Consider the following 22,957-nt stretch of genomic DNA (forward strand, 5'->3'; position numbering starts at 1 on the left):
GCGCAATCCCCGAGGCCCCTACCGGCGGGTGTCGATCAGGAGTGCGCCCCCAGCACGACGTCGGGGATCCCCTCGCCCAGCGGCACCTCTCGGCACTCGGCCGGGCGCGCGCCCCGGGGGTCGAGCACATTGCGCAGCAGCTGCTGCACATACGGGTCGTAGACCATGTGGAAATGCCCCGTCAGGTCGGCCGGGCACAAGTCCTGCAGGACCAGATTGCGCGCCCCGGGACCGCGCAGGGCGATATTGGAAAAAGGCTGGATCACCTCGTCGACGCGGCTGCCGATGGTGGTGTAGTCCACCCCGGACACGGTGTCGCCGCCGGCGTTGAGTTCGCGCATGAACGGCGCGCCCTGCGCCTGTTCGACCGCGGCCAGCGAGGTGAAGTCCCGGTAGAACGGCCACAGCCCGGGCAGTGTGTCGGCCAGCGGCACCAGCCCGAACATCACCCCGCCGTAGGTCGGTGAGGCCAGGCCCACCCAGTTGCGCACCTTCCGCGCACCGCCGAGCTTGTTGATGTAGTACCTGGTCACGTTGGCTCCCTGGGAGAATCCGACGAGATCCACCCGGCGGGCCCCGGTCGCGGCCAGCACCCGGCGGACGAAGACGCCGATCTGCCGCGAGGAGGTCCGCAGCTCCTCGGTGCCGAACGAGGTCGCACCCGGCTTTCCGCCGTAATTCAGCGCGAAGACGCAAAATCCGGCCCGCGCCAGCTGGGGGCCGATGGCCGACCAGTCCGAATAGGCCGTGGAGTCGGTTCCGTGCGCCAGAATCACCGGACGCGGATGCTCGGCACTCGGGCGGCACCCGAAGTCGTTGGCGCCGGCGGGGGCCGCGTTGGGATGAAGTTTCTGATATCGACTCGCCCCGAGATGTTCGGGCTGCGGCGGACCCGGTTGCGTGGGGATGACCGCGCTGGGATATCCGGACGGCTGGGCGGAGGCCGGGGCGCCGACGCCCAGCGTCAGCGTCCCGGCCAGCACCGCGGCCGCGACCCACGGCCGCGCGCACCACCGCCACCCCGCGCGAGGGTCGACCGATCCCCGCCGACCGGGCCGGGCCGGGCCCCACGCTCGGCTTCCCTGCTGTGAACGACCCCGAACCGCACGGGCCCCGCGTTGTCCCATTTCATGATCATTGCGTACCCGCTCGGGAAAACCGTGCCACGGCACCGCATCTCATGATCAGGAATCCGTTGTTCACTTCTCGCCGGACTCGTCATCGGCCAGGATGCGGTACAGCGACCGGCGTGCCTCGGTGAGCACCTCGGCAGCCTTCGCCGCCTGCTCGGCAGTGCCCGCACGGGCCACCTGTGCGACCGCACCCATCAGCTGACCGACCAGCTCACGCAGGTCCAGGGCCTGATCCCCGACGCCGTCACGAACCTCCTGCCAGGGATCGCCGAGCTCCTCTCGGTGCGCCTGCACGTATTCGACGCCCGCCTCGGCGAGCTTGGCGGTCTTGCGTCCGGACACCTTCTCGATGAGCACCAGCTCCTCGTCCTCGAGCTGCGACAGGGCCGGATAGATCGAGCCCGGGCTGGGCCGCCAGACGTCGCCGCTGCGCTCGCGGATCTGCTGAATCAGCTCGTAGCCGTGCATCGGCCGCTCCTGCAGCAGCAACAGGATCGCCGCGCGCACATCGCCGCGGCGACCGCGACCGCCCCGGCCGCGACCGCGGGCGAAACCGCGACCGAAGCCGGGACCGAATTCCCCGCCGAACGGCCCGAATTCGGGACCGAATCCGTGCCCGTGCGGGTGACGACGGAGCTGTTCGCGACCACCCGGGCCGAACGCCCGCCACTGATCGCCGTGTCGCGGGCCGCGACGGCGGCCCCGCATATCCATATTGTCCATGCTTTCCATGGTCGGCCTCCTCAGGCTTGTTCTTACGATTACGCTATCGACGATATATCGACAATCCATCGCAGACAAGTATGAAGTGGGCCACAAACCGACCGTTCGGCTCAGGCGGAGGGCACCCAGTTGCCGTGGAATCCGGTGGGCACACGATGCGGTAGCGCGATGCTCGCGACCGTCTCGAGGGTTCCGGCGTCGAGAATCGCCAGCTCGCTGCGATCGGTGGGTGCGTCGTAGACGAAGCCCATCAGGACGCCCTCGTCCTCGGCAGCATCCGGCGAGCTGGGCTCGAAGACGAACTCCCCCAGCTCTTTTCCCGCCCCGAACGAGCGCACGGCAGTGGTTCCCGCGTGCAGATCGTGCTTGAACAGCTGCGCCCTGCCCGCCAGATTGTCCGCCACCGCGGGCGCATAGCCGTAGCGATGCCGCCTGCCGACCAGCCGTTCGTCCACCCGCGGGAACTCCTGGGCGCGATCGTCGATGCGGGACTCGCGGACCTTGTCCGCGGCGAGGTCGACCTCCCAGCGATCCAGCGTGGCCGGGCCCGAGGGGCCGCGATGGCCGGGCTCGAACATCGTGGGGTACCGCACCACATCGAGCACGATGACGCCGTTGTCCTCGTAGGCGTTCATCGGATGGAAGACGTAGCAGGGTTCGATGTCGAACCAGCGCACGTCCGCATTGCCGCCCGCGCGGGGCATGACCCCGATCCGCGCGGGGTACTTCGGATTCCACGTGTAGGGCATCCGCCGGTCGCGGCTCGGCGTGGCGTCTGGGCGCACCGGCGGGCTGGGAATCTTGACGCGGCCGATCAACGCCGAAAGCATCAGCCGCGCGGGCAGCCGCAGGGCGCTCGGCACCGACCGCGGCACTGCCATCTCCGCGATCATGCCGCCGTCCAGCGTGACCGGCAGGTCGTAGAGCACCACATAGTTCTCGGTCAGCGAGAAGTCGTGCATCATCGGCGAGCCGGTGACCGCGATGTCGACGGTATGCCGGGCCCGGCCGTCGACGCCGATGACCGAGTACTGCACGCTGCGGGCGCGACCGAACGAATAGGACACCGCATGCAGCTCGCCGGTGACGGGATCGCGCTTGGGATGTGCGGTGTAGCCCCCGGTGAGGGTCCCGTCGAAATCGCAGACGTCGACGGTGTCGAGCTCGTCGGTTAGTTCGTAGGCCGGCCCGCCGCCCTCGACGATCGCCAGCGTGCGCCCGGCGTGGCCGATGACATTCGTGTTGGCGCCGGCGCCCATGCCCGCGGCCGCCCGGGCGGGAGGCTCCTCGCCGAGCGCGCGGGCCGTCCGCGGGCCGCGGACCCAGCGATTGCGGTACCACTCGGCCTTCCCGTCACGGATGCGCACGCCGTGCACCATGCCGTCGCCCAGGAACCAGTGGTAGAGCTCCGGATCCAGCGCACCGACCGGATTCGGGCCGTTGCGCAGATACCGGCCGTCGAGATGGTCCGGGATCGTGCCGGTCACCGCCAGATCGGTGAGTGTGTACTCCTGCTGGAGCGGTGCGAAGCCGCCCTCGAGATAGCGATTGCCCATTGGAGGCTCCCGTTGTGAAATAACGTGGTTATGGATGTAGCATAACCTCGTTATGGAGGTGAGGCAAGCGTGAGTTCTCGTTCCCGCCAATCGAATCGGCGGACCGGCGCCGAGATGCGCACCCAGCTGATCGAGGCGGGCATCCGGCTACTCGAGGAGGTCGGCCCCGAGGCGCTGCAGGCCCGGCGGGTCGCCGCGGAGGTCGGCGCCTCGAGCATGACCGTCTACACCCATTTCGAGGGCATGCCCGGACTACTCGCGGCGATCGTCAACGAGGCCTTCGTGCGCTTCGGCGCGGCCCTGGCCGGTGTCGCGCCGACCGAGGATCCCGTCGCCGACTTCCTCGCCATGGGCGCGGCCTACCGGAGCTATGCCCTGGCCAGCCCGCAGCGCTACCGGCTGATGTTCGGGCTCACCGCGCTGTACGCCGAGGCCGCCCATGACATCACCGCCGAATCGCTCGACGGCGGACCCGGACCAGGGGCATTCGCACAGCTCGTCGCCGTCGTACAGCGCATGATCGATGCCGGGTGCATCCGCGCGGATCCAGCACGCGCGGTGGCCGCGCGCATCTGGGGGCTCATCCACGGCGTCATCCTGCTCGAGCTCACCGGAAATCTGGGTGCGCAGGGCGAGGCCGTGAATACGGTGCTCGGGCCCGCCATCGTGGACCTCTTGGCCGGGATGGGGGCCACCCGCGAACAGCTCGACGCGGCCGTGGCGCGGGTGCAGGCCGACCTCGCGATCGAATCGGACTCGGCGGCAACCGGATCCGGCGCGGTGACCGAATCGAGCTAGCGCGATGAGATCAGGATCGATCCGAATTCGCCTCTGCCGCCAGTGAGTCGATCCAGCGCTCCAACCGGCGGCCCTCGGCGGCCATCAGCTCCGGATCCCGGAAAGTGTTGGTAAGCAAGGAGATTCCCTGGTACGCCGCAACCAGCGCGACGGCGAGCTCGGCGGCGTCGGCGCGGCCCATGGCGGTGAACTGCGTCTGCGCCCAATCGATCAGGCCGCGCATCACCTGCGCGAGTTCCCGGTCCAGCCCATCGGCGCGCTTGTCCAGTTCGGTGGCCAATGTGCCCGAGGGACAGCCGAATTGGGCCGCGACCTCGCGCTGGTCCACCCAGCCGCGCACCAGCGCCTTGAGCCGATCGGCCGGGTCCTCGTGCCGTTCCAGCTCGGCGATCATGTCTCGCAGGGTGCGCTCGTGCGACCCGATCGCGGCCTGGATCAGCTGGTCCTTGGTCTTGAAGTAGTAGTAGACATTCCCGACCGGCACCTCGGCCACCTTGGCGATATCGGCGAGGGTCGTCTTCTCCACGCCGCGCTCGTGGAACACCCGGGCCGCCGCCGCGGCCAGTCGCTCCCGCTTGCCCGGCGGCTTCTCCCGCACTGAGTTAGTCACACAACTAACCATAGACAAGATCGGCGACCATGATCTACAGTCGATTTAGTCAGTCAACTAACTTTGGAGAGAACATCATGATTGCAGTGACCGGAGCCACCGGAAACATCGGTAGCGCGCTCGTGCGGACCCTGAGCGAGGCGGACGAGAAGGTGGTGGCGATCTCCCGGGGCGAGCAGGAGATCCGGCTCCCTGCGGGCGTGGAGCATCGGCGCGCGGATATCGGCGACCCCGCCGCCCTGGCCGCCGCGGTGGCGGGTGCGCAGGCGCTGTTCCTGCTGCTGTCCGGTGAGCAGGGCATCGCGGGCCCCCCGCCCGCCGAGGTCCTGGACGCGGTCCGCGCCGCGGGGATCGGCCGGGTGGTGCTGGTGTCGTCGCTGTCGGTCGCCAGCCGACCACGGCCGACCGCCGCCCGCCTCCTCCAATTCGAGGCGCTGCTGCGGGAATCCGATCTCGAGTGGACGATCCTGCGCGCCGGCGGCTTCTTCACGAACAGTTTCGCGTGGGCCGAGTCGGTGCGAACCCAGCGCGCGGTGTACGCGCCCTTCGGCGACGTCGCCCTGCCCCATCTGGACCCGTCCGATATCGCCGAAGTCGCAGCGGCGGCGCTGATCTCGTCCGAACACGCCGGGCAGACCTACACCCTGACCGGCCCCGCACCGATCACGCCCCGCGAACAGGCCGCCATCATCGCCGACGCCCTGGGCGAGGCCGTAGCCTTCCACGACCTCACCCGCGCCCAGGCCCTGACCGCCATGACCCAGTTCATGCCCGAACCCATCGCCGACGAGACCCTCTCGATCCTCGGCGAACCCCTGCCGGCCGAACTCGCGGTCAGCGCGGACACGGAGAAGGTATTGGGCCGCAGCGCAACACCGTTCACCGAGTGGGCCTCGAGGAACGTCACTGCCTTTCTGTGATCCCGGACGGGGGTACTGTCTGCGGACCGCATATCCACGTCCCCACCGCCGCCGTCGCTGACCGCGTGCCGGGCCGCGACGAATCATCGGCCCACTACCGTGCATCGCGCGTCACAGAGATCGGGACCGGCCGTTCTCGACGGTCGCGGTGCGTCCCCGGCGAGTACCAAGGCGGTCCGGCCGGGCCCCCGCAGCCAGTTCGTCTGCGACGGACCACCAGCGAGTCTCAACGCGGCTCGACCGATATCGATCGGGTCGATCTACATGCGAAGCGGGCGTGGCAGCGGTGGGCGCTGCGGGACGGCCAGCGCGACAGACAGTGCCGAGGACCCCGCCGCGTCCTGGGCGCAGTCCGCACGCGAAATCATGCGTCGGCTGCCCAGGCGGCGATTCCGGTATCGAGTCTCGGTGTGGCTCAGCCGATGTCGATGGGGTCGATCTGGACTCGGAGGGGTGCGTCGGAGCGGTGGGTGCTGCGGACGGCGAGGGCGGCGGACAGGGCGCGGGACAACGCCGCGCCCTGCCCGCGGTCCGTGCGCAGGATCATGCGCTCGACCTCGGCGGGGGTGTCGCCGGCGGAGAACGGCTTGCGCGCGCCGGGCGGGAGCGGGACCGGGCCCAGGATCTCCACACCGGCGGGAAGTTGTGCCTCGCCGAGCAGTTCGGCGATCGAGTCGGTGGTGCCGTCCAGGGCAGCCAGGCGGACCGCGGGTGGGAAGCGGACCTCGGTGCGCGCGGCGAGCTCGAAGTCCGCGTGGGTCACCGGATCCCAGCGGACCAGGGCCTGCACGGTGGGCACCGCCGGGTCGGCCATGACGATCACCTGGCCGGAGGAACGGACCAGCGTGGCCGCGGACATCCAGCGGCGCAGGGTGTCCTCGGCCGCCCGCAGGTCCGCGCGCCCCAGCAGGGCCCAGCCGTCCAGCAGCAGCGCGACGGCGTAGCCACCCTCGACAACCGGTTCCGCGCCGATAGTCGACACCACCACCTGCGGGCCCGGCGCCACCGAATTCAGCACCGCCGCACCGCCGGAACCGCGGATGGGCACACCCGGAAACGCCCGTCCGAGCTCCTCGGCCGTGCGCGCCGCACCGATCACCACCGCCCGCAACGCCCGCGCCCCGCAGGTCGAGCAGCGGAACGCGGCATCGGTCTTACCGCACCACCGGCAGCTCGGGCTGTGCGCGATCTCACCGGATCCACTGCGCGACAATGCAACCCCCAGATCGCGGGCGGAGTTGCGCTGCGGCCCACCGAAACGGTCACCCCCGCCGCGCGCCCCCGTTCCGACGACGTCCGAACCCCCGGTCGCATCCATTCCGCCCCCACGCGCCGCTCCCGATCGCGGACCCCACTGCGCCGCAGATTCATTCCGATCCGTGGACCCGGGATACCGCTGCGCCGTCCCGCCGCCCTCGGGCCTCGCTCCGGCGGCGCGGTCACTGCCCGTCGCGGCCTGTGGTTCGCCCTGCACATCCGAGCGTCCTGCCCGTCCCCGGCGCGCCGCGGCCTCTGCCTCCTCGCGCGCAGCCGCGCGTCCGGCCCGTTCCCGGCGGGCGGCGGCGCTGTCCGGTCGCGGCCCGGCCGGCCGGCGCGCAGCCGCGCGATCACCGTGTTCGTCCGGCAGGGCCAGCGGGCCGTTGCAGTGCCGGCAGCGTGCGGGCGTGCGGCATTTCGCGCACGACAACGCCGGAACGTAACCGCGCCTGGGTACTTGGACCAACACCGGCTCCCCCGCGGCCAACGCCTTGCGTGCCGCGGTGAATGCCACCGCGGGAATGCGCACCGCCCGTGCGACCGGATCCCGTTCCAGCGCAACGTCGCTGTCGCCCGGGGCGCTGATGCGCGGCGCGCACTGCCGCACCGTGGCGCGGTCGGCGACCAGATCGTGGGCCCAGCCCGAGGCGACGATGGCCTGTACCTCCGCGGTGCGCGCGAAACCGCCCGCGACGAACGCGGCTCCGGACTCGTGCGCCCGCAGCATCGCGACCTCCCGCGCGTGCGGGTACGGCGCGCGCGGTTCGGCGAAGGTGTCGTCCCCGTCGTCCCAGATCGCGATCAGCCCCAGGTCTCGCACCGGCGCGAACACCGCGCTGCGCGTGCCGACAACAATCCGCGCGGACCCCCGCAGCGCCGCCAGCCACCGCCGGTACCGCGCCGCCGGTCCCAGCCCCGCGGCGAGCCCGACCGCGACATCCCCCACCAGCTCGGTACACGCCGCCAGCACCCGATCCAGATCCCGCTGATCGGGCACCATGATCACGGCCCCCCGCCCCGAATCGACCACCACCGCGGCCAATTCCGCCAACCGCTTCGCCCAGTCCTCCCCCGGCAACGCCTGCCACGCCGCCCGCGGCCCCTTCCCCTCCGCCAACGCTCCCACGAACGACCCACCATGCCGATACCGCCCCCACCCCGGAAACCGCTCGAGCACCGCCGCCGTCCGCGCCCCGGCGGAGTCGGCGGCACCGGACCCGTTCGTCTCGTCCAATGCCGAAACCTGCTCCCCCTCGGAACGGTTCGCTCCTGCCGCTCGTCCACGACCGGGCTCGAGCCCCTCAGCTTCTGAACCCCCGGCAGAATTCTCCCCTACCGCACCCGGTGCTGGGCCTTCAAGGGACCTGGCGGCATCGATGTCGGGATCACCGTCCGCACCCGGCGCGGCCGCACCGACCTCGGCCCCTGCCCCGGCCTCCTCCGCAGCGTCCGCGTACTCCTGCCGCCCCGACATGGAAACCGACTCAGCCTCTGAACGATTCGCTCCCTCCTCCCCAGCTCCGGCCATTCCGCCACATCCCGGCTCGAGCCCCTCAGCTTCCGAACCTCCGACAGAACCCCTCTCTACCGCACCCGTCGGGCCCTCATTCTCGCCCCCGGCAGCACTCGCACTGAAGTCGGCAGAATCCGGGCCGCCTTCGGCGACCCCCGCCCTCGTCAATGGTCCCCCCGACGAACCGCTCTCGCCTTCGACAGAGCTCACACCGGTTTCGGCCTCGCCGACGGCCACCCGCCGGTCCTGGTCCGCCTCTGCCTCGGCACGCGGATTACCTTGCGCGGCATCCAATCCCGACTCGTCGGCGATCGCACCGATCACCGTCTCGACAGTAGCGGCCACCGGGGCGTCGATCGCGGGCGGAGTGATGACGGGCGCATCAAGGTCGACCACCTCATCCCCGGACTTCGCCGCCGATTTCGGCTGTGCGGCTTCGGTTCGCGCGTGACGCGGTGGTATGGCCAACCGCAGTACGTCCGCGCGGGTTCCGGCGTAGCGGGCGGCGACGGCGGCAACCAGGCGCAGGATTTCGGGGGTCAGTACCCGTTCGCCGGAGACGACGCGCTCGAGGCGCATGAGTTTGCCGGTGTGGTCGGACGTTTCGAGGCGCTCGAGCAGGAAGCCGTCGATCAGGCGACCCGAGAACCGCACGCGCACACGAACGCCCGGCTGGGCGAGTTCGTCCATCTCGGGCGGCACCAGATAGTCGAAGTCGCGGTCCAGGTGCGCCGGTTCCAGCATGGGCAGGACCCGTGCAATCGGCAGAGCCAGCGCCGAATCGGTCACACGTACGGACGGCTTCTGGCCGCCCCTAGTCGAGTTCGGCACCTTTACCGCAGGCCTCGATGGACTGCCACCCGAAATTCTCGCCGGCTCCCCCGAGTCGCTCACCGTCCGAAGCGAGTCGCTCACCGAGCCAGCCGAATCGCCCAACGCATCAACCGAGTCGCCCACCGAACCAGCCGGACCGCTCACCGCCTCAGCCGTATCGCTCACCAAGCCAGCCAAATCGCCCATCGAGCCACCTGAGCTGCTCACCGTCCCAGCCGAATCACCCACCGTCCCAGCCGGACCACTCACCGCCTCAGCCGAATCACCCACCAAGCCAGCCAAATCGCTCAACATCTCAACCGAGCTAGCCGGGCCTCTACCGGACGAACCCGAATCGAGCTGGGCCGCAATCGGCACGACGGGCGCAGACGCGGCAGCCGCCGGGACCTCGGGGGTTCCGGCGGCTGCCGCTGGTGACGAAGCCTCGGCCAATTACAGCCCGGCAGCTGCGCGCAGCTTGCCGGCCCTGAATCCGATGCAGCCTCCCATGGCGATCAGAGTCCCGCCGCGGCGCGCAGCTTGCCGGCCCTGAATCCGATGCAGCCTCCCATGGCGATCAGAGTCCCGCCGCGGCGCGCAACTTGTCGGCCCTGAATCCGATGCAGCCTCCCATGGCGATCAGAGTCCCGCCGCGGCGCGCAGCTTGTCGGCCCTGTCGGTGTGCTCCCAGGGCAGATCCACGTCGGTGCGGCCGAAGTGACCGTAGGCGGCGGTCGGTGCGTAGATCGGACGCAGCAGGTCCAGATCGCGGATGATCGCGCCCGGGCGCAGGTCGAAGACCTCGCCGATGGCCTTGGAGATCACCGCCGGGTCGACCTTCTCCGAACCGAAGGTCTCCACGAACAGACCGACCGGGGCGGCCTTGCCGATCGCGTAGGCGACCTGCACCTCGACCCGATCGGCCAGATCCGCGGCAACGACGTTCTTCGCGACCCAGCGCATGGCGTACGCGGCCGAGCGGTCCACCTTCGACGGATCCTTGCCGGAGAACGCACCGCCGCCGTGGCGGGCCATGCCGCCGTAGGTGTCGACGATGATCTTGCGGCCGGTCAGGCCCGCATCGCCCATCGGGCCGCCCAGTACGAACTTGCCGGTCGGGTTCACCAGCAGCCGCACCGCAGAGGTATCCAGCGGGTTGGGCAGTTCCAGCTCGCTCAGCACCGCGTCGACGACCTTCTCGCGGATGTCGGGGGCCAGCAGATTGTCCAGGTCGATGTCGGCGGCGTGCTGGGTGGAGATGACCACCGTGTCCAGCCGGACCGGGATCGCACCGTCGTATTGGATGGTGACCTGGGTCTTGCCGTCCGGACGCAGGTACGGCAGCACGCCGGACTTGCGCACCTCGGTCAGGCGGCGGGAGAGCCGGTGCGCCAGCGCGATCGGCAGCGGCATCAGCTCGGGGGTCTCCTTGGTGGCGAACCCGAACATCAGACCCTGATCGCCGGCGCCCTGCCGCTCGATCTCGTCATCGGAACCGCCGACCCGGGCCTCGTGCGAGTGGTCCACGCCCTGCGCGATATCCGGCGACTGCGCGCCGATCGCGACGTTCACACCGCAGGACGCGCCGTCGAAACCCTTTGCCGACGAGTCGTATCCGATCTCGAGCACCTTCTCGCGCACGATGGTCGGGATGTCGGCGTAGGCCTCGGTGGTCACCTCACCGGCAACATGCACCTGGCCCGTGGTCACCAGGGTCTCGACCGCCACGCGGCTGCGCGGATCCTGCGCGAGCAGGGCATCGAGAACGGAATCGCTGATGGCGTCGCAGATCTTGTCCGGATGGCCCTCGGTCACGGACTCACTGGTGAATAGGCGGCTACCTGTCGGCACAGTTTTCCCTCTCCCTCAACGGGTTTCTCGTCCGGATTGCGACAGCGCCGCGAAAGACAGCCCTATTGCAATCCATAGTCCTAGACCCTTCGCCTGAAGACTATTCCAACACCGACGCAGTGGGGTCTCGAAGACGCCTCGAGGACGTCTCCACCAGCCACAACGCCTCCACAGGGCCCCGTTTCGGCGTTCGGTGAAACTCTGCACGCAATGCCACGAGGCATCGCGTGCCCTATTGCAGGATATGCCCGATTCGTGAACTGCTCAGCGCAGCAGCGGACCGAGTGCATCCAGCACCCTACTGGCCAGCAGCGCCTTCGATCCGTGATCGAGGGCTTGCTCGGTGCCGTCGGCCCCGAGCAGCCAGCCGTCGTTGTGGTCGACCTCGAAGGCCTTGCCCTCGCCGACCGCGTTCACCACCAACAGGTCGCACCCCTTGCGCTCGAGCTTCGCGCGCGCATAGGTGAGCACGTCACCGTGTTCGTCGCCCGTCTCGGCGGCGAATCCGACGATGGCGGTGCCGGTGAGGCGACCGTCGCGACGAGACTGCACCAGACCCGCGAGGATGTCCTCGGTTTTGGTCAGCTCGATCGAATTCGGTTCCCCGGCGCCCTTTTTGATCTTCGCGGTCGCGACCTGCGACGGTCGGAAGTCGGCCACCGCGGCGGCCATGACCACCGCATCCGCACCCGCGGCATATTTGTCGACCGCGACGCGCATCTGCTCGGCGGTGGTGACGTGCACCAGCTCCACGGCGGCCGGCGCGTCCAGGCCGATCGTATTGCCCGCGATCAGGGTCACCCGGGCACCGCGCTGGGCCGCCAGCCGGGCGACCGCGAAACCCTGTTTGCCCGAGCTGCGGTTGCCCAGGAAGCGCACCGGATCCAGCGGCTCGCGGGTTCCGCCCGCCGAGACGACGACGCGGCGGCCCTCCAGGTCGCGCGGAATGGCGTCCGAGCGCTCGAGCAGCAGCGAGGCCAGCGCGAAGATCTCCTCCGCCTCCGGCAACCGGCCGGGACCGGTGTCGGCGCCGGTGAGCCGCCCGGACGCGGGCTCGGCGACGATCGCGCCGTGCGAGCGCAGCGTGCGCACATTGGCGACGGTGGCCGGATGCAACCACATCTCGGTGTGCATCGCGGGGGCGAACAGCACCGGACATCGCGCCGTGAGCAGCGTCGCGGTGAGCAGGTCGTCGGCGCGGCCCATCGCCGCGCGCGCCATCAGGTCGGCCGTCGCCGGGGCGACGACCACCAAGTCGGCCTCCTGCCCCAGGCGCACGTGCGGGACCTCGGGCACGTCGGCGAACACGCCGGTGTGCACCGGATTACCCGACAGCGCCTCGAAGGTGGCCCTGCCGACGAACTGCAACGCCGACTCGGTGGGTATCACCCGGACGTCGTGACCGGTCTCGGTGAACTTTCGAACGAGCGAGCATGCCTTGTAGGCGGCAATTCCACCGCCCACACCGACAACGATCCGCATCTGGCCACGCCCTCTTCGATACCGGCGGTGTTACTCGCCCTCGGTGTGTTCGAGCAGGTCGGAGTGGATCTCACGCATCGCCACCGACAGCGGCTTCTCCTGCAGACCCGGCTCGACCAGCGGGCCTACGTACTCGAGGATGCCGTCGCCGAGCTGGTTGTAGTAGTCGTTGATCTGGCGCGCCCGCTTGGCCGCGTAGATGACCAGCGCGTACTTGGACGAGGTGCGCTCGAGCAGCTCGTCGATCGGCGGGTTGGTGAGGCCGACCGGGGTGTCGTACGCGGGCACGGTCTTAGTGTCGCTCACTAGTGAGGCTCCTGCGGGTCTATGGGATGGCAATGAGGTGCAGCGCGTGCGCTACATCGATTTCGTGCTAACGAACAACGATACCAACTGCTCACAGGCGGCATTCACCTCGTCGTTCACGATCACTGTGTCGAACTCGTCACACGCGGCCAGCTCGGTCCTCGCCGTGAGCAGCCGGCGCTCGATCACCTCGGGCGATTCGGTGCCGCGCGCGGTCAGCCGGGCGACCAGTTCGTCCCAGCTGGGCGGCGCCAGGAATACGAGCAGCGCCTCGGGCATGGTCTTGCGGATCGATCGCGCCCCCTCGAGATCCACCTCCACGAGAACCGGTCGTCCCGCGGCCAGCGCCGCGCGTACCGGTGCGGCCGGCGTACCGGACCGCTGCAGGCCGCCGTGGATATCGGCCCACTCGAGTAGTTCCCCCTGTTCGATCATGGCGTCGAACTCGGCCCTGGTGACGAAGCGGTAATCCCGTCCGTCGACCTCCCCGGGCCGCGGGGCCCGGGTGGTGGCCGACACACTGAACACCAATTTCGGTAGCCGCTCGCGAACACAGCGGACCACTGTGGATTTGCCAACGGCCGAGGGGCCGACCAGTACGACCAGCCGACCCGTCTTCGTGTGTTCGACCACCCTCGGATCAGGCTTCGAAGTCGAACTTCGCCAACAGCGCCTTGCGCTGACGGTCACCCAGGCCGCGCAGGCGGCGAGTCGGGGCGATCTCGAGTTCGGTCATGATCTCCGCCGCCTTGACCTTGCCAACCTTCGGCAGGGCCTCGAGCAGTGCGGACACCTTCATCTTGCCCAGGACCTCATTGGTCTCGGCATCCTTCAGGACCGTCTTCAGGTCGGTGCCGCCACGCTTCAGGCGCTCCTTGAGCTCTGCCCGAGCGCGGCGAGCGGCAGCCGCCTTCTCCAAAGCAGCGGCGCGCTGCTCGTCAGTCAGCTGGGGAAGGGCCACGGTTCCTCCGTCTCATCGTTCATTGCTTGATCTACCCCCGGTAACCCGGTGGTCTCAGCGACCGTACCCACGCGGCCTGCCGATTGCGAACCCACCCCCCAGGTCAGCGGGTGATTCGGGCACGGTCAGGCCGCCCGGGACGGGGTCCGCACCGACTCCGCCCCGCTTCGGCGCACCCCCTCGGCAAAACTGCGAAAACGCTCCCGACCAGGAGTTTTCCGGTTTCGAAGGGGGTGCCCGCGAACCGGGCGAGGCGGTCGAACAACTCGTAACCCACCCGTTATCGCGCGACCAGGAATTTTCTGGAATTTTTCGGCGTGTCGCCTATTTTTGCACCGCGTGTCGCGCCTCGGCCAGTGGCCGCCGGGCGCGCGGCGCGGCGGCCGGCTTCGCCCGGATGCCCCGGGAAACCCCCTGGAAGCATCGCTGACGACGGAAAACACATCCGTGTAGTTTCCGGACCGGCCACGACCTCCGAGGGCGCAGCGGGGCCGAAACAGAAAACGGACCGGTCGCCCTGTGTCGGTTCCCGGGGCGGGAATCGACGTGGGCGACCGGTCCGGCGCCGGGACTATCGGGCCTGCAGGAAGGCGAACTCGTCGGCCAGCTGGGTCATGCGGGTGCGCAGGGCCGCCACGGACGGGCCCTGGCCCAGCAGCTCGCGCGAGACGCTCGGCAGCACCGCAGGCAGGCTCGGCGCGGGCACCACGGCACGGATGGACTCCGGTCCCCCGCCCTGCGCGCCGACGCCCGGCATCAGGATGGGCCCGTTGAGTCGGCTCAGGTCCGGGGCCTCGTCGAGCGTGGACCCGACCACGACCCCGACCGACCCGAACTCCGCACCGTCGTTGTGTTCCGCCGCCGCGTCGACCATGGTCTGGGCGATGCTGCGCCCGTCGGTGGTCGCAGTCCGCTGCAGCGCCGCCGCCTCGGGATTCGAGGTGGCCGCGAGCACGAACACGCCGCGCCGATTCGCCGCCGCGAGCTCCAGGGCCGGTGCCAGGGAACCGAATCCGAGATACGGCGAGACCGTGAGCGCATCGCTGCCCAGCGGGCCGTCGGCGAGCCAGGCGCGCGCGTAGGCCGCCATGGTGGTCCCGATATCGCCGCGCTTGGCATCGGCGAGCACCAGCGTGCCCGCCTCGCGCAGCGCGGCGATGGTGTCCTCGAGCACCACCATGCCGCCCGAACCGTAGGTCTCGAAGAACGCGACCTGCGGCTTGACCAGCGCGACGCGGCCGGAGAACGCGTCCACGCAGGCGTCGGAGAACCGCTCGAGGCCCTCGACGTCCTCGGACAGGCCCCATGCGCGCAGCAGCTGCGGATGCGGATCGATGCCGACGCACAGCGGGCCGTATCGGCCCATCGCATCGCGCAGCAGGACGCCGAACGGCTTCATCGCGCCTCGGCGGCCGAACCGGCCGCGGCGGGCTCGCGGGCCACGACCGCCCGCTCCCCGGCCAGCTCGCGCTCGGCGGCGGCCAGCTCGCGGTCGATCGCCGCCAGTTCCCGCTCGAATTCGGACTGTTCGGCCGATTCGCCGGCCCGGGTGCGATCGATCGGCGGGTTGGTGCGGAAGCCGACCGTGCTGTAGCCGCCGACGTTGCGCATCACCCGGATATCACCACCCGGCACCGCCACCTCGCCGAGGCCGGTCCGCCGTCGGCGCGGCGTTCCCGGCCGCGCCCCCGCACCAAAACCCAAGGCTCCCACCGTCTTCGTTCCTTCCTTATGCCCGCAGTGCCGCGTGCAGTTCCTGGAGCGACCGCACACCGATACCGCCGTTGATTGTGGCTTCGATGCCCTGCACGGCCGCGGCCGCGCCCTGTACCGTCGTGATGCATGGGATATTCGCGCCCACCGCAGCGGTGCGGATCTCATAACCGTCGACACGTGGTCCCGAATTACCGTACGGGGTGTTGAACACGATATCGATCTCGCCATCCTTGATCTGATCCACGATCGAGGGTTCGGCGGGGTCCGTGGGGGTCTCGGCGATGCCGTCGGCAAGCTCCGGCGGCGTATGCTTGCGCACCCGCTCACACGGAATTCCGTTGCGCCGCAGCATTTCCGCGGTGCCGTCGGTGGCCAGGATGCGGAAGCCCAGGTCGTGCAGGCGCTTGACCGGGAACACCATCGCGCGCTTGTCACGGTTCGCGATCGACACGAACGCGGTGCCCGCGGTGGGCAGCGAGCCGTACGCCGCGCTCTGGGACTTGGCGAAGGCGGTGCCGAAATCGGCGTCGATGCCCATGACCTCGCCGGTGGACTTCATCTCCGGCGAGAGCAGCGAGTCGATGCCGCTGCCGTCCGGGCGGCGGAACCGGTGGAACGGCAGCACCGCCTCCTTCACCGCGACCGGGGCGTCGATCGGCGCGTGGCCGCCGTCACCCTCGGCGGGCAGCAGGCCCTCCTTGCGGAGCCCGGCGATGGTGGCGCCCAGGGCGATCCGCGCCGCGGCCTTGGCCAGCGGTACCGCGGTGGCCTTGGAGACGAACGGGACCGTGCGGCTGGCACGCGGATTGGCCTCGAGGACGTAGAGCACGTCGTCCTTGAGCGCGTACTGCACGTTCAGCAGGCCGCGCACGCCGATGCCCTTGGCCAGCGCGGCGGTCGAGCGGCGCACGGCCTCGATATCGCTGCGGCCCAGGGTGATCGGCGGCAGCGCACAGGCGGAGTCGCCGGAGTGGATGCCCGCCTCCTCGATGTGCTCCATCACGCCGCCCAGGTAGACCTCCTCGCCGTCGCACAGGGCGTCGACGTCGATCTCGATGGCGTCCTCCAGGAACCGGTCGACCAGGACCGGGTGATCCGGGGTGATCTCGGTGGCACGGGAGATGTAGTTCTCGAGCGACTTCTCGTCGTAGACGATCTCCATGCCCCGGCCGCCCAGCACGTACGACGGGCGCACCAGCACCGGATAGCCGATGTCGGCGGCGATCTTCTTGGCCTGCGGGAAGGTGGTGGCGGTACCGTACTTGGGCGCCGGCAGGCCCGCCGCGGTCAGCACGTCGCCGAATTCGCCACGATCCTCGGCCAGGTCGATGGCCGCGGCCGAGGTGCCGACCACGGGCACGCCCGCGTCGGTCAGCCGCTGTGCCAGGCTCAGCGGCGTCTGACCGCCCAGCTGGCAGATGACGCCCGCGACGGTGCCGGACTCGGTCTCGGCGTGATACACCTCGAGCACGTCCTCGAAGGTGAGCGGCTCGAAGTAGAGGCGATCGGCGGTGTCGTAGTCGGTCGAGACGGTCTCCGGATTGCAGTTGACCATGATGGTCTCGTATCCGGCGGCCGACAGCGTCTGCGCGGCATGCACACACGAGTAGTCGAACTCGATGCCCTGACCGATGCGGTTCGGGCCCGAGCCCAAAATGATGACCTTCTCGCGCTCACGCTGCGGCGCCACCTCGGATTCCGCGGCGGGATCCAGCTCGTAGGCCGAGTAGTGGTACGGCGTCTTGGCCTCGAATTCGGCGGCACAGGTGTCGACGGTCTTGAACACCGGGCGGATCCGCAGGCGGTGCCGCAGCTCGCGCACGCCGCCCTCGCCCGCAAGTTCCGGTCGCAGCGCGGCGATCTGGCGATCGGACAGGCCGTAGTGCTTGGCGGTGCGCAGCAGCGGCTCGTCCAGCACGGGCGCGTCGATGACCTCCTGCCGCAGCTCGACCAGCCCGGCCACCTCGGCCACGAACCACGGGTCGATGCCGGACGCGGCGGCGACGTCCTCGATGCTCGCACCGAGGCGCAGCGCGCGCTCCACCTGGTAGATGCGACCCTCGATGGGAACGCGCAGATCGTCCAGAATCGCGGCGACATCGGTCCATTCGCCGTCGGGCTGGGTCCAGAAGCCCGCGGCCTTGGTCTCGAGCGAGCGCAGCACCTTGCCGAGGGCCTCGGAGAAGTTGCGGCCCAGCGACATCGCCTCGCCGACCGACTTCATGGTGGTGGTCAGCGTCGGGTCGGCGCCCGGGAACTTCTCGAACGCGAAGCGGGGCGCCTTGACCACGACGTAGTCGAGCGTGGGCTCGAAGCAGGCCGGGGTCTCCTTGGTGATGTCGTTGACAATCTCGTCGAGGGTGTAGCCGATGGCCAGCTTCGCGGCGATCTTCGCGATCGGGAAACCCGTTGCCTTGGAAGCCAATGCGGACGAACGCGAGACGCGCGGGTTCATCTCGATGACGATCAGGCGACCGTCACGCGGATCCACCGCGAACTGGATGTTGCAGCCGCCGGTGTCGACGCCGACCTCGCGCAGGATCGCGATGCCAAGATCGCGCATCTTCTGATATTCGCGGTCGGTCAGGGTCATGGCCGGGGCGACGGTCATCGAGTCGCCCGTGTGCACGCCCATCGGGTCCACGTTCTCGATCGAGCAGACGATCACCACATTGTCGCGGCGGTCGCGCATCAGCTCGAGCTCGAATTCCTTCCAGCCCAGGATGGATTCCTCGATGAGCACGTTCGCGGTCGGCGAGGCCGCCAGGCCGCCGCCCGCGATGCGGTCGAGATCGTCGTGGTTGTAGGCCATGCCCGAACCCAGGCCGCCCATGGTGAACGACGGGCGTACCACGACCGGGAAGCCAAGTTCGGCAACGGTTTCGCGGACCTCGTCCATGGTGTAGCAGACCTTGGACCGCGCGCTCTCGCCGCCGACCTTGGCGACGATGTCCTTGAACTTCTGCCGGTCCTCACCGCGCTGGATGGCGTCGAAGTCGGCGCCGATCATCTCGACCTTGTACTTCTCCAGCACACCCCGCTCGTGCAGGGCCACGGCGGTATTGAGCGCGGTCTGCCCGCCCAGGGTCGCGAGAATCGCGTCGGGGCGCTCCTTCTCGATGACCTTCTCGACGAATTCGGGGGTGATCGGTTCCACGTAGGTGGAATCGGCGAACTCCGGGTCGGTCATGATCGTGGCCGGGTTCGAATTGACCAGGGACACACGGAGTCCCTCGGCGCGCAGCACGCGGCACGCCTGGGTGCCGGAGTAATCGAACTCGCAGGCCTGGCCGATCACGATCGGGCCGGAGCCGATCACCAGGATGTGGCGTAGATCCTCGCGGCGAGGCATCAGGCTCCTTCCATCAGACCGGCGAAACGGTCGAAGAGATATGCGGCGTCGTGCGGCCCGGCGGCGGCCTCGGGGTGGTACTGCACCGAGAAGGCGCGCCCGTCCACCAGGCGCACGCCCTCCACCGTGCCGTCGTTGGCGCAGGTGTGGCTTACCTCGGCGGCGCCGAACGGGGTGTCGAAGCGCTGCCCGGCCTCGCCCTCGAGCGCGAAGCCGTGGTTCTGCGCGGTGATCGAGATCCGGCCCGTCGCGTGGTCGATGATCGGCACGTTGATGCCGCGGTGGCCGAACTTCATCTTGTAGGTCTGCAAACCCAGTGCGCGGCCCAGGATCTGGTTGCCGAAGCAGATGCCGAAGAGCGGAATCCCTTCTCCGAGAACGCCCTCGGTGAGCGCGACGGCGTCATCCTGGGTGGCCGGGTCGCCGGGACCGTTGGACAGGAAGACACCGTCCGGGTTCAGCGCCTTGATCTCGTCGAGCGTGACGCCCGAGGGCACCACGTGCACCCGCATGCCGCGCTCGGCGAACATGCGCGGGGTGTTGGTCTTGATGCCCAGATCCACCGCGACGACGGTGAATCGACGCTCGCCGGTCGGCTCGATCGTGTAGAGCTGGTCGGTGCTGACCTCGTCGGCCAGGTCCGCGCCCAGCATCGAGGGCTGGCCGCTCACGCGCGCCAGCAGCTCCTCGGCCGGGGCCTGCGCGGCCTCGCCGGAGAAGATTCCGGCCTTCATCGAACCGCGAGTGCGCAGGTGGCGCACCAGGGCCCGGGTGTCGATGCCCGCGATGCCGACCACGTCCTGCCGGACCAGCTCGTCCTGCAGGGTCGTCGTCGCGCGCCAGTTCGAGGCCCGTCGCGCGGGGTCGCGCACCGCGTACCCGGCCACCCAGATCCGCTTCGACTCGTCGTCCTCGTCGTTCCAGCCGGTGTTGCCGATCTGCGGCGCGGTGGCCACCACGATCTGGCGGTGGTAGCTCGGGTCGGTCAGGGTCTCCTGATAGCCCGTCATCGCGGTGCAGAACACCGCCTCGCCCAGCGTCTGTCCCTCGGCGCCGAAGGGCGAGCCGCGGAACACCCGGCCGTCCTCGAGCACCATCATCGCGAAGTTCACGCCGTCTCATCTCCCGTCTCGGTACCGGTCGGCTCGTGTGTGTCCGCGCCGACCGGTTCGGTTGTCGTCGCGCCGGTGGGCGCGGCGGTCCAGGCCGGATACACCGTCTTGTCGTCGCCGCGGAAACCGGTGTCCACCTCGGTTCCGGTCGGCAACTTCCAGCGAATCACCAGCACGCCGTCTTGTGTCATCACCTTGCCCGCATGCCCGCGCTCGGTGCGCACCGCGGTGATCGACTCCTGCGGAATCCAAATCACCGCCGCGCCGCTGCGCTCGAGTAGGATGCCGTGCTCGAAGCGGGTCAGCTCCGCGGTGGCGCGGAATCCCAAGTCGCCCACGGCAACCCGGTTCTGCCAGCTGGGCGCCATCGTGGTGCCCGTGTACAGGCCGGTGGCGGGTTCGAGCAGTTGCGCGCCCAGTTCGGCGGGCACGACGGGCAGTTCACCGATCGCGTCCGCCTGCTTGCGGGCCTTTTTCTGCCACGCCCGGTACATCACCCACAGGCACAGGCAGAACAGCGCCAGTAGCAGCAGGACCTGCAGTGTTCTTTCCATCAGAACGCTCCGGAGGGTTTGCCGTCGCGGGCGGTGATCCGGCCGCGCAGGAACGTCGCCGTCACCCGCGCGGGCAGGGTCATCGCCTCGAACGGCGTGTTCGTCGAGATGCTGGCCAGTTCGGCCGAGCGCACCGTCCACGTCGCGTCCGGGTCGATCAGCACCAGATTCGCGGGCTCGCCGACGGCCAGCGGGCGGCCCTGATCGTCCAGGCCCGCGATCCGCGCCGGATTCTCGCTCATCACGCGGGCCACGCCGCGCCAGTTGAGCAGCCCGGCCGCGACCATGGTCTCGGCGATGACCGACAGCGCGGTCTCCAGCCCCAGCATGCCGGGGCGGGCGGCGGCGAACTCGCAGCACTTGTCCTGCTCGGCGTGCGGCGCGTGATCGGTTGCCACGCAGTCGATCACGCCCTCGGCCAGGGCCGTGCGCAGCGCGGCGACGTCGGAGGCCTCGCGCAGCGGCGGATTCACCTTGTTCACCGCGTCGTAGGTCTCCAGCCGCGAGTCGTCCAGCAGCAGATGATGCGGGGTGACCTCGGCGGTGATCGAAATCCCCTGCCCCTTGGCCCATTTCAGCAGTTCGACGGTGCCCGCGGTGGAGGCGTGGCAGATGTGCACGCGCGCACCGGCATCGCGGGCCAGCAGCGCGTCGCGGGCCACGATCGACTCCTCCGCGGCGCGCGGCCAGCCGGCCAGCCCCAGGCGCGCCGCGTTCGGACCCTCGTGCGCCACCGCGCCCTTCGTCAGCCGCGGTTCCTCGGCGTGCTGCGCGACGAGCACGCCCAGCGAGTGGGCGTACTCCAGCGCGCGGCGCATGATCAGCGGATCGTGCACGCAGTGCCCGTCGTCGGAGAACATCCGCACGCCCGCCACACTCGTTGCCATGGTGCCCATCTCGGCGAGCTGCTTGCCCTCGAGACCCACCGTGACCGCGCCGACGGGATGCACGTCGACCAGCCCGACCTCCTGACCGCGCCGCCACACGTGGTCGGTGATCACCGCCGTATCGGCGACCGGGCTGGTGTTGGCCATCGCGAAGACCGCGGTGTACCCGCCCAGAGCCGCTGCGGCGGAACCGGATTCGATGGTCTCGGTGTCCTCGCGGCCGGGTTCGCGCAGGTGGGTATGCAGATCCACGAAGCCGGGCAGCAGGATCTGGCCCGCGCCCTCGACGACCTCGGCGTCACCGGCATCGAGAGTCGTTCCGATCTCGCGGATTTCGCCCTCGTCGAGCCGCACGTCGACGGGCTCGCCCTCGCCGTACAGCCGCACATTCCTGATGAGGGAACTCACGAAATCGCCTCCCCGGTTCCGATCAAGAGGCGGAACAGCACCGCCATTCGCATATGCACTCCGTTGGTGACCTGTTGCAGCACGGCCGCCTTCGGCGAATCCGCCACCTGCGGCGCGATTTCCATGCCGCGCAGCATCGGGCCCGGGTGCAGCACCACCGCGTCCTCGGGCAGCAGTTTCATGCGCCGCTCGTTCAGCCCGTAGTGGATGGAATATTCACGCGCGGAGGGGAAGAAGCCGCCATTCATGCGCTCGGCTTGGACCCGCAGCATCATCACAGCGTCCGCGCCGGGCAGTTCGGCGTCCAGGTTGTGCGACACGTGCACCGGCCACTGCTCCACGCCCACCGGCAGCAGGGTGCGCGGTGCGACGAGGACGACCTCGGCGCCGAGAATGTTCAGCAGCAGCGCATTCGAGCGCGCCACGCGGCTGTGCAGGATGTCGCCGACGATCACCACGCGCTTGCCCACCAGCGAGCCGAGGCGCTGACGCAGCGTCAGCGCGTCCAGCAGCGCCTGGGTGGGATGTTCGTGCATGCCGTCGCCCGCGTTGATCACCGCCGGGCCCGGGCCCGCGAATCCCGAGGCGCCGTTGCTCATTTCGCCGAACCAGCGCGCGATCTGATGTGCCGCTCCGGAGGCCGGATGCCGCACGATCAGCGCGTCCGCGCCCGCGGCGTGCAGGGTCAGCGCGGTATCACGCAGCGATTCTCCCTTGGACACCGAGGAACTCGACGCGCTGACGTTGATCACGTCGGCGCTCATCCACTTCCCGGCCACCTCGAAGGACACCCTGGTGCGGGTGGAGTTCTCGAAGAACACCGTCATCACCGTGCGGCCGCGCAGCGTCGGCAGCTTGCGCACCTCGCGCCCGAGCAGGGCCTGCTCGAAGCGCTGGGCCTCGTCCAGGAGCTCGGTGGCCGTGGTGCGGTCCAGATCCGTCACCGAAAGCAGATGCTTCACGACTCCACCTCGCTGGCGCTCGGCTCCGTCGCGAACCATCGGA

Annotated in this window: 19 protein-coding genes; 2 read left to right on the forward strand and 17 right to left on the reverse strand. The window is 69.6% G+C overall.

Features of this window, described 5'->3' with window-relative positions; all coding sequences use genetic code 11:
• Positions 1 to 35: 35 nt before the first annotated feature.
• The 3 genes from ABH933_RS09695 to ABH933_RS09705 form a co-directional block, all read right to left on the reverse strand.
• Positions 36 to 1,127 carry an esterase/lipase family protein gene (locus ABH933_RS09695; RefSeq protein ID WP_429416088.1) on the reverse strand — a complete coding sequence of 364 codons (1,092 nt, stop codon included), beginning with the start codon at positions 1,125 to 1,127 and terminating at the stop codon, positions 36 to 38.
• Positions 1,128 to 1,199: 72 nt separating this feature from the next.
• On the reverse strand, positions 1,200 to 1,856 hold the full coding sequence (locus tag ABH933_RS09700; RefSeq protein ID WP_429417755.1) for a PadR family transcriptional regulator: 657 nt from the start codon (positions 1,854 to 1,856) through the stop codon (positions 1,200 to 1,202).
• Between the two features lie 110 nt (positions 1,857 to 1,966).
• Positions 1,967 to 3,412: a carotenoid oxygenase family protein gene (locus tag ABH933_RS09705; protein WP_429416091.1), complete on the reverse strand. Its 1,446-nt coding sequence runs from the start codon at positions 3,410 to 3,412 to the stop codon at positions 1,967 to 1,969.
• 69 nt (positions 3,413 to 3,481) lie between these two features.
• Between ABH933_RS09705 and ABH933_RS09710 the strand changes: the two genes are divergently transcribed.
• Positions 3,482 to 4,210, forward strand: a complete 729-nt coding sequence (locus tag ABH933_RS09710) for a TetR/AcrR family transcriptional regulator (RefSeq protein WP_429416094.1) — start codon at positions 3,482 to 3,484, stop codon at positions 4,208 to 4,210.
• 10 nt (positions 4,211 to 4,220) lie between these two features.
• Here the strand turns inward: ABH933_RS09710 and ABH933_RS09715 are convergent, their stop codons facing one another.
• Positions 4,221 to 4,820 carry a TetR/AcrR family transcriptional regulator gene (locus ABH933_RS09715; protein ID WP_429416097.1) on the reverse strand — a complete coding sequence of 200 codons (600 nt, stop codon included), beginning with the start codon at positions 4,818 to 4,820 and terminating at the stop codon, positions 4,221 to 4,223.
• A gap of 77 nt (positions 4,821 to 4,897) precedes the next feature.
• On the opposite strand from ABH933_RS09715, the gene ABH933_RS09720 reads away from it, so the two are divergent.
• Positions 4,898 to 5,740: an NAD(P)H-binding protein gene (locus tag ABH933_RS09720; RefSeq protein WP_429416100.1), complete on the forward strand. Its 843-nt coding sequence runs from the start codon at positions 4,898 to 4,900 to the stop codon at positions 5,738 to 5,740.
• 415 nt (positions 5,741 to 6,155) lie between these two features.
• On the opposite strand, the gene ABH933_RS09725 is transcribed toward ABH933_RS09720, so the two are convergent.
• The 13 genes from ABH933_RS09725 to ABH933_RS09785 form a co-directional block, all read right to left on the reverse strand.
• Complete coding sequence (locus ABH933_RS09725; RefSeq protein WP_429417756.1) at positions 6,156 to 9,254, reverse strand: hypothetical protein; 3,099 nt, start codon at positions 9,252 to 9,254, stop codon at positions 6,156 to 6,158.
• Between the two features lie 708 nt (positions 9,255 to 9,962).
• On the reverse strand, positions 9,963 to 11,174 hold the full coding sequence (gene metK / locus ABH933_RS09730; protein ID WP_429416103.1) for a methionine adenosyltransferase: 1,212 nt from the start codon (positions 11,172 to 11,174) through the stop codon (positions 9,963 to 9,965).
• 264 nt (positions 11,175 to 11,438) lie between these two features.
• On the reverse strand, positions 11,439 to 12,656 hold the full coding sequence (coaBC, locus tag ABH933_RS09735) for a bifunctional phosphopantothenoylcysteine decarboxylase/phosphopantothenate--cysteine ligase CoaBC (RefSeq protein ID WP_215921004.1): 1,218 nt from the start codon (positions 12,654 to 12,656) through the stop codon (positions 11,439 to 11,441).
• A gap of 30 nt (positions 12,657 to 12,686) precedes the next feature.
• A complete protein-coding gene (gene rpoZ, locus ABH933_RS09740) occupies positions 12,687 to 12,962 on the reverse strand; it encodes a DNA-directed RNA polymerase subunit omega (RefSeq protein ID WP_025350704.1) in 276 nt (91 codons plus the stop codon).
• Positions 12,963 to 13,013: 51 nt separating this feature from the next.
• A complete protein-coding gene (gene gmk / locus ABH933_RS09745; protein WP_215921003.1) occupies positions 13,014 to 13,595 on the reverse strand; it encodes a guanylate kinase in 582 nt (193 codons plus the stop codon).
• Positions 13,596 to 13,602: 7 nt separating this feature from the next.
• A complete protein-coding gene (mihF, locus tag ABH933_RS09750; protein ID WP_215921002.1) occupies positions 13,603 to 13,923 on the reverse strand; it encodes an integration host factor, actinobacterial type in 321 nt (106 codons plus the stop codon).
• Between the two features lie 571 nt (positions 13,924 to 14,494).
• Positions 14,495 to 15,322, reverse strand: a complete 828-nt coding sequence (pyrF, locus tag ABH933_RS09755) for an orotidine-5'-phosphate decarboxylase (RefSeq protein WP_429416110.1) — start codon at positions 15,320 to 15,322, stop codon at positions 14,495 to 14,497.
• Complete coding sequence (locus ABH933_RS09760; protein ID WP_429416113.1) at positions 15,319 to 15,636, reverse strand: hypothetical protein; 318 nt, start codon at positions 15,634 to 15,636, stop codon at positions 15,319 to 15,321. Before ABH933_RS09760 ends, pyrF begins: the two co-directional genes overlap by 4 nt.
• Positions 15,637 to 15,652: 16 nt before the next feature.
• Complete coding sequence (gene carB / locus ABH933_RS09765) at positions 15,653 to 18,991, reverse strand: carbamoyl-phosphate synthase large subunit (protein ID WP_429416115.1); 3,339 nt, start codon at positions 18,989 to 18,991, stop codon at positions 15,653 to 15,655.
• A complete protein-coding gene (gene carA / locus ABH933_RS09770) occupies positions 18,991 to 20,091 on the reverse strand; it encodes a glutamine-hydrolyzing carbamoyl-phosphate synthase small subunit (RefSeq protein ID WP_215921095.1) in 1,101 nt (366 codons plus the stop codon). The genes carB and carA overlap by 1 nt, the downstream gene beginning before the upstream one ends.
• Positions 20,092 to 20,099: 8 nt before the next feature.
• Entirely contained in the window at positions 20,100 to 20,657 is a 558-nt protein-coding gene (locus ABH933_RS09775; RefSeq protein WP_429416118.1) for a transporter, read from the reverse strand.
• On the reverse strand, positions 20,657 to 21,952 hold the full coding sequence (locus ABH933_RS09780) for a dihydroorotase (protein ID WP_429416121.1): 1,296 nt from the start codon (positions 21,950 to 21,952) through the stop codon (positions 20,657 to 20,659). The genes ABH933_RS09775 and ABH933_RS09780 overlap by 1 nt, the downstream gene beginning before the upstream one ends.
• Positions 21,949 to 22,914 (reverse strand): aspartate carbamoyltransferase catalytic subunit, encoded by a 966-nt coding sequence (locus ABH933_RS09785; RefSeq protein ID WP_429416123.1) that lies wholly within the window; start codon positions 22,912 to 22,914, stop codon positions 21,949 to 21,951. The genes ABH933_RS09780 and ABH933_RS09785 overlap by 4 nt, the downstream gene beginning before the upstream one ends.
• Between the last annotated feature and the right edge of the window lie 43 nt (positions 22,915 to 22,957).

Source organism: Nocardia sp. GP40, from assembly GCF_050434125.1.
Classification (GTDB): domain Bacteria; phylum Actinomycetota; class Actinomycetes; order Mycobacteriales; family Mycobacteriaceae; genus Nocardia; species Nocardia albiluteola.

Excerpts from the sequence above, each read along its gene's own strand:
- ABH933_RS09695 (WP_429416088.1), bottom strand. The coding sequence starts at position 1,127 with ATGGGACAACGCGGGGCCCGTGCGGTTCGGGGTCGTTCACAGCAGGGA.
- ABH933_RS09700 (WP_429417755.1), bottom strand. The coding sequence starts at position 1,856 with ATGGACAATATGGATATGCGGGGCCGCCGTCGCGGCCCGCGACACGGC.
- ABH933_RS09705 (WP_429416091.1), bottom strand. The coding sequence starts at position 3,412 with ATGGGCAATCGCTATCTCGAGGGCGGCTTCGCACCGCTCCAGCAGGAG.
- ABH933_RS09720 (WP_429416100.1), top strand. The coding sequence starts at position 4,898 with ATGATTGCAGTGACCGGAGCCACCGGAAACATCGGTAGCGCGCTCGTG.
- ABH933_RS09725 (WP_429417756.1), bottom strand. The coding sequence starts at position 9,254 with ATGCTGGAACCGGCGCACCTGGACCGCGACTTCGACTATCTGGTGCCG.
- coaBC (WP_215921004.1), bottom strand. The coding sequence starts at position 12,656 with ATGCGGATCGTTGTCGGTGTGGGCGGTGGAATTGCCGCCTACAAGGCA.
- pyrF (WP_429416110.1), bottom strand. The coding sequence starts at position 15,322 with ATGAAGCCGTTCGGCGTCCTGCTGCGCGATGCGATGGGCCGATACGGC.
- carB (WP_429416115.1), bottom strand. The coding sequence starts at position 18,991 with ATGCCTCGCCGCGAGGATCTACGCCACATCCTGGTGATCGGCTCCGGC.
- carA (WP_215921095.1), bottom strand. The coding sequence starts at position 20,091 with ATGATGGTGCTCGAGGACGGCCGGGTGTTCCGCGGCTCGCCCTTCGGC.
- ABH933_RS09775 (WP_429416118.1), bottom strand. The coding sequence starts at position 20,657 with ATGGAAAGAACACTGCAGGTCCTGCTGCTACTGGCGCTGTTCTGCCTG.